At 31.2% G+C, this 8,627-nt stretch carries 11 protein-coding genes; all 11 read right to left on the bottom strand.

The window, feature by feature from the left end; all coding sequences use genetic code 11:
• Window positions 1-371: 371 nt before the first annotated feature.
• Window positions 372-1,229, bottom strand: coding sequence for a hypothetical protein (locus BUC03_RS14430; protein ID WP_073153670.1), 858 nt, complete (start codon window positions 1,227-1,229; stop codon window positions 372-374).
• A 144-nt stretch (window positions 1,230-1,373) separates the two neighbouring features.
• Complete coding sequence (locus tag BUC03_RS14420; RefSeq protein WP_073153664.1) at window positions 1,374-1,856, bottom strand: DUF7674 family protein; 483 nt, start codon at window positions 1,854-1,856, stop codon at window positions 1,374-1,376.
• A gap of 130 nt (window positions 1,857-1,986) precedes the next feature.
• Window positions 1,987-2,667: a nucleotidyltransferase family protein gene (locus BUC03_RS14415; RefSeq protein ID WP_200799148.1), complete on the bottom strand. Its 681-nt coding sequence runs from the start codon at window positions 2,665-2,667 to the stop codon at window positions 1,987-1,989.
• 46 nt (window positions 2,668-2,713) lie between these two features.
• Window positions 2,714-3,175 carry an FEKKY domain-containing protein gene (locus BUC03_RS14410; protein ID WP_073153661.1) on the bottom strand — a complete coding sequence of 154 codons (462 nt, stop codon included), beginning with the start codon at window positions 3,173-3,175 and terminating at the stop codon, window positions 2,714-2,716.
• A gap of 224 nt (window positions 3,176-3,399) precedes the next feature.
• Window positions 3,400-4,332, bottom strand: a complete 933-nt coding sequence (locus tag BUC03_RS14405; RefSeq protein WP_073153659.1) for a DUF4268 domain-containing protein — start codon at window positions 4,330-4,332, stop codon at window positions 3,400-3,402.
• Between the two features lie 166 nt (window positions 4,333-4,498).
• A complete protein-coding gene (locus tag BUC03_RS14400) occupies window positions 4,499-4,738 on the bottom strand; it encodes a hypothetical protein (protein WP_073153656.1) in 240 nt (79 codons plus the stop codon).
• Window positions 4,739-4,749: 11 nt separating this feature from the next.
• Complete coding sequence (locus tag BUC03_RS14395) at window positions 4,750-5,040, bottom strand: hypothetical protein (RefSeq protein WP_073153673.1); 291 nt, start codon at window positions 5,038-5,040, stop codon at window positions 4,750-4,752.
• A 213-nt stretch (window positions 5,041-5,253) separates the two neighbouring features.
• Entirely contained in the window at window positions 5,254-6,672 is a 1,419-nt protein-coding gene (locus BUC03_RS15315; RefSeq protein WP_200799146.1) for a ligand-binding sensor domain-containing protein, read from the bottom strand.
• Between the two features lie 233 nt (window positions 6,673-6,905).
• Entirely contained in the window at window positions 6,906-7,193 is a 288-nt protein-coding gene (locus BUC03_RS14385) for a type II toxin-antitoxin system RelE/ParE family toxin (RefSeq protein ID WP_073153652.1), read from the bottom strand.
• A complete protein-coding gene (locus tag BUC03_RS14380) occupies window positions 7,186-7,425 on the bottom strand; it encodes a ribbon-helix-helix domain-containing protein (RefSeq protein ID WP_073153649.1) in 240 nt (79 codons plus the stop codon). The genes BUC03_RS14385 and BUC03_RS14380 overlap by 8 nt, the downstream gene beginning before the upstream one ends.
• Before the next feature lie 189 nt (window positions 7,426-7,614).
• On the bottom strand, window positions 7,615-8,271 hold the full coding sequence (locus BUC03_RS14375; RefSeq protein WP_073153646.1) for a hypothetical protein: 657 nt from the start codon (window positions 8,269-8,271) through the stop codon (window positions 7,615-7,617).
• Between the last annotated feature and the right edge of the window lie 356 nt (window positions 8,272-8,627).

The following is an 8,627-nucleotide window of genomic DNA, read 5'->3' as shown; positions in this document are numbered from 1 at the left end:
TTTCTTAACCAATAGGAAATAGTTGTTCTGGGGACATCATATTTTTTGGAGGCCTGATTGTTAGAAATATGTCCTGTAAGAATTTGGTCAACGACTAAAAGTTTAGTCTCTAAAGTTACTTTTTGGTAGCTTTTTTTTCGCCAGTGTTCATTTTGTGTTTTCATAAGTGACTATAATTAATGGTTTAAATTTTAGTCAACCTATTTCAGGAAAGTTCATTCTCAAAATGTGTTACAACGGTTTTGTATAATTTTCCAGCTAAGGGAAGGTTAGGAGTAAAGATAATAAAAAGAGCTAACTTTGACGCTTTTGCGTCTGTGTCCGCAGGACACAACTAAACCTTAGTTGGAATTATACATTGTTGGCAAAAGTTATTTTCTTCCTGCAAAAATGGCCGAAGCTGTTCCATTAGCTGCGAATAAACCTTGATGAGCATCCATTGACATTTCGAAAGGAACACCGGTATAAGGTTTCGTTGTTGCGTGATTTAAACCAGCATCTTGAATTAAATGAACACTTATGCCAGCCCACATTGAACCAATTGCTAAATTTTTATTATTGTTTATAAATCTATTTGTTTTGTCCCAAAAGTAATGATGATATGCGGGTAAGTTCGAATAAGATTTATTTATAATCTCCACTCCAGACCTCATTAAAAATTCAATTATCAGACCCGAAAAAATTGAATGACTAAAAATGTTTCTATGATATCCAATTCCTAACTCTAAATCTAAATCTGGAATACCGCCTTCAAAATCTTCACCTCCTGCTGATGCATAAAAAATTAGAATACTCATTACTCCTGAAGCCATTAGATTCAGTTTTTCTTTTTTCGACTTTTTTAAAAAATCATTATTTAGTTTTTCAAAGTTTAGTTTTGATTTTTTGCTAAATTTTTTGACTTTATCTGGAGTAGCTTTTATAAAATCATTTATTTTTTTTGTATCAGAAATTAACTCATTTCCAAAACCATTATTTTTATACGCATAAAATTTACCTTTTGTCGAACTAAAAGCTTTGCCACCAACTTTTTCAACACCTTTAAAAAAATTTACGGTTTTATCTTTTTTTGAAGTAATTGTTTGATGTCCACATTCTTTAGTTATAAAGCAGACGAGTTCAAACATATTTTCTTCCGTCCAAGTTTTTTTCAATGAGATGAGCAACTCTCTATAAATTTGTTCAAGAGTATTTTCCTGTTGTTTTGAAAGTGTAAAAGTTTGTTTCATAATTTTTGCCAACGGTATCGGCTATGAGTAGTTGCGTGGGTTAGCAGTTAACTTTGCAAGCACGCACCAAGCTGAAAATCCACAAGGATTTTCAGAAGTAGGCGAGAACCAGCAATTACTTATAGCCAATGTTGTGTGTAGTTTTTATTTCTTTTTGTTTAATATTTTCTGTGTTTCTTTTTCTCTTTTTTTACGCTCATCTTTTGAAATTCGCCATTCAGTTCCTTCCCAATAGTCAATTATTCTATTCCACGCTTCTTGTGTTTCTGGTTTCAACCATTGATTAAAAGATTTATAATATTCGATTTCTTCACCACCGATATTTTGAATTCCCTCGAACAGTCCTACAACAATAAAATTCCGAACGTCTTTATCTCCATTTTTATAAATTTCCTCAACGTTTTCAAAAAATAATCCTAAATCAGATGTTTCATTCTCGATTTTCTTTTCTACAATAAATCTTGAAATCGAACCTATGTCAACATAAGGAATATTATCCTTTTGATTATAATCAGAAAGGTCAACTTCTTTCGTAAAATGTTCAGTCAGTTCTACGTTTCCTGAAATCAGTTTTTCAAAAACCTTTTCAATTTCTTTATACTTATATTTTGGTTCAATTACGTTCATTTTTCAAATTACACACAACGGTTTTGTATAACCGTCAGTTACGGGTTAAAGTTAAACTATTTTTCGGTTTAGCACAGACTTTAGCAATTCCGAGTGGATTCGGACGTAGTCGAATCCGCCGTAATTGCGGTTACACGGTGTTGTAGCCAGTTTTTATTTCTAATTCGTTCCATTTTTCTTTCCAGTTTTTCTTTTCAATTCTATTCTTGTAAATGGTCAAATCAAACCTTGGTGTTGGAACAACTAAAAGATTAAATAAATCTTCTAATCCATAAGGTGCGATATACTCAATTTTGTTTTTGAAATTCAATCTTACAGCTATTGAAGTAGCTGTTTCAGGCCAAAAGGAAATAGCTTTTTTACAATTAGTATATTGTTTATGTCCGTTTCTAATATGCATCCTTGCTTGATTCTTAACAGACCAATTTAGTTTAGGATTCAGATTTCTCAGTTTGCCCTCTATTTCTAAGTCAAACTTTTTAGTCAAATTTGATTTGTCAAAATATATTATATCAATATCATTAAGTTCAGTTCTGTCTTTTCCGTGTTTTTCGTCCCAAACTTTATTTCTAACAAAACCAGCTCCAATCCAACAATCTTTTAGGTTTAAATCTCTGACTATTTTCAAAATGTTAGTCATCCATATATCACTTTCAATAATATCGATTAGTTTATTTTCTAACTCTTCAGGCATTTTTGGATAATTGGCTACAACGGTTTTGTATAATTTCCCAGCTAAGGGAAGGTTAGGAGTAAAGATAGTAAAAAGAGCTAACTTTGACGCTTTTGCGTCTGTGTCCGCAGGACACAACTAAACCTTAGTTGGAATTATACATTGTTACCCAACGTTTTTATTTTCAATAGTCAATTATTCCGTCGTTATGTTTTTCTTTTAGGTATTCATTGACCAATTTATTATAACATTCATATTCGGACTTAATTGTACAACCCATTCCGATAGATTGAATTTTATACTTTTCCTTAAGAGTTTTTGCCAATTCAATATCGTAACCGATTCCGAACTGAAAATAAACGATTTCTTCATTTTTTAAGTCAGTCAAAAACCGTTTTTCCATTTCTTCACAAGTTTCTAATTCAGAGTATTCATAATATACTTCGTTAAGTTGAACAGTTCTATAAACTCTAGGAACTATATATAAGTTGAGTAATAAACTTATTCCAAATGCTCCTATCATAATTTTGGATATTACATTCCGCCAATTTTTATTGAAAAAATATAATCCAATACATAAAATTCCAATTCCGAAAAACCGTTTAGCATACTTTAATTCAACAGAATCAAAGCTAGTTTCTGTCAATTCATTATTGTGGTTGTAAAAAGTCAGCACGCAAGCTATAGAAGCTAAAATCAGAAGTATATATCTTGTTCTAGAGTTCAATTGGTGTCAAATGTTGAGTAACGGTTTTGTGTATGATTTCGTTGCGTGTTTCAGCAACTAAATTAACAAATACAAACCGAATAGAAAATCCGCGAGGATTTTCGTAAGTAGGCGAGTACTAGCAATGAATTATACACGTTGTTCTATGCAGTTTTTTCTTTTATTATTTTCGCAAATGTTTCTTTAAACTTAATCGAATTTTCGGCAAGCCAGTTTATCGCTTCTTTCCAATTTTCCTTATTTTCCAATTTAAAATGTTTAGTCAGAGTTATTACTTTGTCTTTATTGTTCGGATTTGGATTCCAAGTGAGTTCAGAACCAATTTTCGATTCGATAATATCTTTTTTAGACTCGAAATATGGTAGCCATTCATCAACTTTTTTATTGTGAATATAAACTCTTGCTCCAATTTCATTTCGGTCAGTATTAAATGTGTTCGATAAATGTATTCCAGATTTTCCTAATGCAATATCAAACCAATATTGTGGTCTAGGTGTTTGTAAAGAACGGATTTTTCCAGAATTCTCTAACTTTTCTCTAAACGCTGTCCAAAATTCAAATTGGGTTTTTCTCGTTTCGGAAAGTTCGCCTTGTTCTTTTCTTTTAGTCGCTTGTCTAACTGCAATATTCGGTTCGCTCACAACATTAAATCGAACAGCAGGTTGAGAATTATCAATTTGCCATAACTCCACTTTTATTCCATAAAATCCGATTTCGTCAGAAGTATGGTCATTCAGCCAATCCAATGCTTTTTTATGTTGGTCAGTAAATTTTGAAGCAATCCAAATAACTGCGGATGCGTCAAGAACTGAAGCGTAAGTTATACACTTTCCAAGATGGTCGTGATTTGTTTTCTCAAGTTGGTTTTCAATTACTACAAATTTGTCAGTTCCTGTGTCTTTTGCAAGAATATCAGCAGAAAAAGGTCCGACAGAAACCTCTTTAGAATCAAATTCCAATTCAAGTCCGATTGCATCTCCTATTTGCTCTAAATTTTCGGCAAGCCAAGGCGTAAAATCATATGCCTCGTTTTTCCATATTTTTCGTAATTGAACTTTCTTTATTTCTCCTAACATTGTTGGTTTGGGTTAAATTGCATAGAACGGTTTTGTATAATTTTCCAGCTAAGGGAAGGTTAGGAGTAAAGATAATAAAAAGAGCTAACTTTGACGCTTTTGCGTTTGTGTCCGCAGGACACAACCAAACCTTAGTTGGAATTATACATTGTTGTAACACGTTTTTTTAATCAAATATTAATTTTATTATTGGCACAATTATGAATACAAATCCAAGTGCTCCGATAATTCTATTATTAAATTGATGCCCCATATCATCATAATATTCTGATTCTTTTGGGCCATATAAATATTCTTTAAAAGTAAACTTCTTTTTTTTGAAGAGCGTTCTCCAAATACTTCCATAGCACCACCTGGTAACTGCACCAATGAAATTGAAAAATACTCTGCCGAAATAAAATCCCAAAGTCTATATTTTTAATTAATAAATATTTTGACAATCATAAAAGTCCAAATTCCGATTGCTGGAATTGACAATCCAATTAATATTAATTTTTTATTCACGTCAGTCCAGGTTTTCCAATGTTTTATTGTTCGTCCGATTACAGTAAATCCAAGTGCGATTGCCATTAACATAGAAGGAAGAAAGAACATAAAGTTAAATCCGAAGTTATGTGGTGCGTAACCTTTTTTTATTCTGAATAATGGTTCTCTAAATTCGTTAACAAAAAGAGCAAAAATCAAAATTCCAAAACTCGCAAATGCCATTCGAGTCGTCCATTTTATTTTCTTTAGATGTCTTTGTGTTAATTTCAATTATATGGTTTATTTAATGTGTTACAACGTGTAAGGCTATGATTTCGTTGTGGAAAATGTCGGCAGAATTTTTCCGCTTATGAAATCAAGCCGAGTAAATATACGGAAGTTTTTGATTTGGCACGAACGCCACAATGAATTATAGCCATTGTTGCCTGCAGTATTTTATTTTCGTTTAATTTTTACTAATCCTTGTCTCGTTGCCAAATACAAATCTCCGTTATTGTCAAAAGTCATTGTCGAAATGTAAGAGGTCGGTATTTCAGAGTTTTCTGTATGATAATTTTCCCAACCATCATTTAAGTCGTATCTCACTAATCCTGCTCTATCAGTCGAAATCCATAGAACTTTTTCATTTTTATCGTATAGCACACAATTAGAATGATTAAAAGGCATTCCAGAATTTTCAGTTGTAAATTGTTTGAAATTGCCATCTACGTCTCTTATTGCTATTCCTTCGTCATTGTTAACTTGCTTCTTGTTTTTTCTGTCAAATTCGTAAAGTGTAAAGTATAGGTTTCCGTTTTCGTCCTCGTCCATCGAAGTGATGCATTTTCCTTTTAAAACTGTAGATGATTTCTCGAAATTTGTTACGTGATTATTTTCATCAATCATTGCTGTCCCATCATAAGTTCCAATCCAAATTCTATTTTTAGAATCTCTTTTAGCAAATGCAACTCTATTTCCAGGTAAGTCCTTGTATAAGTTTTTATCTATTTTTGACCATTTACCATCTTTAAGAATAGTTATTCCATTTTTTGAGCAGAAAAATAACTCGCCAGTTTGTGGGTTGTTAACAATATTATACGCAGAATTAATTCCAATTTGTGTTGAATCATATTTTACCCATTTATCATTATCATAACTATATATGTTGTTTTTAGCATAAACCCATTTTACATTGTTGTTGTCCGTTGCTAATTCGTAATAGGCGAAGTATTTTCCTTTATCGGTTATATTTTGTTCAGCATTTTTAAATTCGCTTCCATCAAAAGTTACCAAACCTTGGTTCACAGTAAGCCATATTAAGCCATTTTTATCTATGGAAATATGGTCATTCCAATTATTAGGTAAATTTGAGTTTTTCGAATTCCAAACAGTTATTTCATAATTGCTTAAGTTTTCGTTTTTGTAAATGTAATTTTCATTATAGATTTCTGGGCTATTTGGCTTGTCAAATGATTTCTCAAAAGCTTTTTTATCAACTCTCTCAATTTGTCCTGTAATTTTGTTGTTATCTACTTTGAAAATAATATTGATTGATGATTTTTCTTCTATTTTACCGTTTGTTATTGCAGGTGTCCAATTTTTGAATCGATTCAACTCTTTAATTAATTTCTGTGTTATGAAGTTTTTTGATTGGTCTGTATGACTCAAAACACAAGCACGTCCTTTTGAATTAACAAGAACTTGAAACATAATAGCACCTTTAATTCCATCCAATTTTAATTCATCGTTCAATTTTTCTTGAAGTTTTAAAAATTCTTTTTCTTGATAGCCAGCTTTTGTATCTCCGCAGTCCAGACAAAATTTATCAGTTCTACAATTGTCTAATTTTACAGGGAAAAGATTTTGAGCGTTCAATGAGAAGGTAATTCCCACAAGTAGTATAAAAAAAGGTAATTTCATTAAGTCAATTTTTCTATGCGTTTGTTCAAATTGCTGGCAACGGTTTTGTATAATTTCCCAGCTAAGGAAAGGTTAGGAGTAAAGATAATAAAAAGACCTAACTTTGACGCTTTTGCGTCTGTGTCCGCAGGACACAACTAAACCTTAGTTGGAATTATACAGTGTTGGCTACAGTTTTTTTAATTCTATTACAATTTTTCATTCAAATCTTGTCTTCCAACTATTGTCACTATTTCAACAATATTTTCATTGACTTTATAGAAAATACTATCAACTCCACACACGCAACGTCTGTATCCTTTTTTTATATAGTCAACAGATTTAAATGAAAAAGGACGTTCAGCGATAATATCAAAATATTCAAAAAAAGACTCAAAATATTTGTCCGCTTGGGTCATTCCGAATTTTTTAACTCCGTAATGGTGAATCCGAATCAAGTCATTTTTCGCTTCATTTGTTAGTTTGTATTTAGCCATTTAGCAAAGACTTTGATTGAGCTAAAATACTTTCTTTACTGTCACTCGTAAATCCACTATTTTCAGCTTTTTCAATTTTAGCTCGAATCCAGTCAATTTGAACTTGCTGTTTTCGGGCTTGTCTAATCAAATCGTTAACTAATTCACTTTTGCTAGAATATTCTTTATTGTCCACTTGGGCTTTTAACCACTCATCGTTTGGTTTTGTAAATGATATACTTTGTCTCGACATAATTCAATTATTTGATGTAAATATACACCTAATACGAATCATTTCCAAATTGTAGCCAACGGTCTTGTATATTTGTCAGTTGTGGGAATTTAGAAATTAAAGATAGTAAAAAGAACTGACTTTGACGCGTGAGCGTCTGTGTCCGCAGGACACAAAACCACAATTGGAAATATACGTTGTTGGCATTAGTTATTTTTCTATTATAAATTTCACTTTCCGTTTATTCGTTGTGTTGTAAAAATCATCTGATTTTAATTCATCCTTTTTAAAAGTCAATATTCGTTCAAAGTTTGATTCAAAATGATAATAGCTATAAATATCAAATGCTGTTATTTTCAAAACATTTAATTCCGTTATTTTCGTTAGTTCAATATTTACAAGTGAACCTTGAATAAAAGTCTCGACAATTGGGTTTTCGATATTTTCAAATATACTTTTCGGAATTTTTATTATTCCGTTATCAAAACCTCCATAAAAATATTTTTCTTTGAATTTTATATGTCCAGATGAAGAGTTCAGTTTTTTATCGAACATTTCAACAAGCAATGTGTCAGATTTATTATTTCGGTCGTATATTTTAGTGATTTTGTTATCATCTTTAATTCCTTTTTCAGAGTCTCCAAAACTTAAAATTAATTTTTTCTTCTTTATTTCATAAGTTCCTTTTCCGTACCAAAGTTGTCCGTCATCAGTTTTAAATTTGTGTTCAAACGTTTTTGATTTAGGATACAAAAAGTATTTATTACTAAACAACGAAGAATTTTCTTGAGAAAAAACCAAAGTATCTTGAGCAGACAATTTTAAAATTGTCAGTACAAAAATTATAAGTAGAAACGGTTTTTTCATAATTAATGCTAACGGTTTTATATAACTTTCAGTTGCGTTGAATTAATGTTAAAGATAGTAAAAAGGGCTAACTTTGACGCTTTTGCGTCTGTGTCCGCAGGACACAAATAGCAGCGATTGAAGTTATATATTGTTGCCTAATGTGTTTTTTCCGTTTTGCTAATAACGAACATTTTATCCAGTTTGAGTATTTTATTCAACCGAGTTAGAATTTCATAATGGAAAAACGAGTTTTATTTTTTACTTCTTAAATATTAAAGAGTAGAGTAGTAACTTAACAGTTTTATCCGCAACAAATTTTACGTTTTATTTTATCCATTTGAGTGATTTTAAATCATCCAAATAGTATTTTTACC

This window comes from Mesonia phycicola, from assembly GCF_900141885.1.
Taxonomy (GTDB): domain Bacteria; phylum Bacteroidota; class Bacteroidia; order Flavobacteriales; family Flavobacteriaceae; genus Mesonia; species Mesonia phycicola.
The sequence above is the reverse complement of the archived record's forward strand: the minus strand, read 5'-3'. Positions and strand labels throughout refer to the sequence as shown.

What these genes read in the sequence shown, in the direction of transcription:
- BUC03_RS14395 (WP_073153673.1), bottom strand. Translation starts at nt 5,040, where the DNA reads ATGGCATTTGCGAGTTTTGGAATTTTGATTTTTGCTCTTTTTGTTAAC.
- BUC03_RS14420 (WP_073153664.1), bottom strand. Translation starts at nt 1,856, where the DNA reads ATGAACGTAATTGAACCAAAATATAAGTATAAAGAAATTGAAAAGGTT.
- BUC03_RS14430 (WP_073153670.1), bottom strand. Translation starts at nt 1,229, where the DNA reads ATGAAACAAACTTTTACACTTTCAAAACAACAGGAAAATACTCTTGAA.
- BUC03_RS14385 (WP_073153652.1), bottom strand. Translation starts at nt 7,193, where the DNA reads ATGGCTAAATACAAACTAACAAATGAAGCGAAAAATGACTTGATTCGG.
- BUC03_RS14380 (WP_073153649.1), bottom strand. Translation starts at nt 7,425, where the DNA reads ATGTCGAGACAAAGTATATCATTTACAAAACCAAACGATGAGTGGTTA.
- BUC03_RS14375 (WP_073153646.1), bottom strand. Translation starts at nt 8,271, where the DNA reads ATGAAAAAACCGTTTCTACTTATAATTTTTGTACTGACAATTTTAAAA.
- BUC03_RS14405 (WP_073153659.1), bottom strand. Translation starts at nt 4,332, where the DNA reads ATGTTAGGAGAAATAAAGAAAGTTCAATTACGAAAAATATGGAAAAAC.